The following is a 634-nucleotide window of genomic DNA, read 5'->3' on the forward strand; positions in this document are numbered from 1 at the left end:
CGGCGGAGGCGGCTCCCAGACCTCCGGCGGCGGCGGCGGCGCGACAGCAGAGGGCGGGGGCGGCAGCGCAGATGACGGATATGACGGGTCGGCGTTCAATGGAGGCAGCGGCGGCGGCGGGTTCCCCGGCGGCGGCGGTGGCGGTGGCGGATACTACGGCGGTGGCGGCGGCGCCGGTGGAGCATCTTACGGCTCAGCGGGCGGCGGCGGCGGCTCGAACTACGATAACGGGCTTGACGTTGTTGACGCCAACCAGCGAGGGGCGTCAAGCCAGTCGTTCGGACAGAACGCGCAGATAACGATATCATATCTCGTCTCGCCGACGAGTGTCACCGCTACGGCGGTTGGTGACGAACGCATCGACCTGTCGTGGTCTGACCCGGCGAACTTCAGCGGGACGGTCGAGATATACCGCTCGCAGAGCGCGGGCGTCGACGTGTCCGGGACGCCCATCGATACGGTTTCAGCGGGCGTCGAGTCCTACTCCGACACGGGACTGCTGAACGGCACGACCTACCACTACGCGCTCGTGTCGGTCGAGGGTGGCTCCTCGTCCGGGCCGTCGAACGAGGCGTCGGCGATGGCGACACTCCCGACGCCGACGAACCTCTCGGTGACAGACGTTCGCGACGAG

1 protein-coding gene is annotated in these 634 nt (G+C 68.6%); it reads left to right on the top strand.

Going from position 1 to position 634, the window contains the following annotated elements; genetic code table 11:
- The coding region (locus DVK07_RS23965; protein ID WP_233565563.1) for a fibronectin type III domain-containing protein at positions 1 to 634 on the top strand (634 nt) is incomplete at both ends.

The organism is Halorubrum sp. Atlit-26R (assembly GCF_003666015.1).
Taxonomy (GTDB): domain Archaea; phylum Halobacteriota; class Halobacteria; order Halobacteriales; family Haloferacaceae; genus Halorubrum.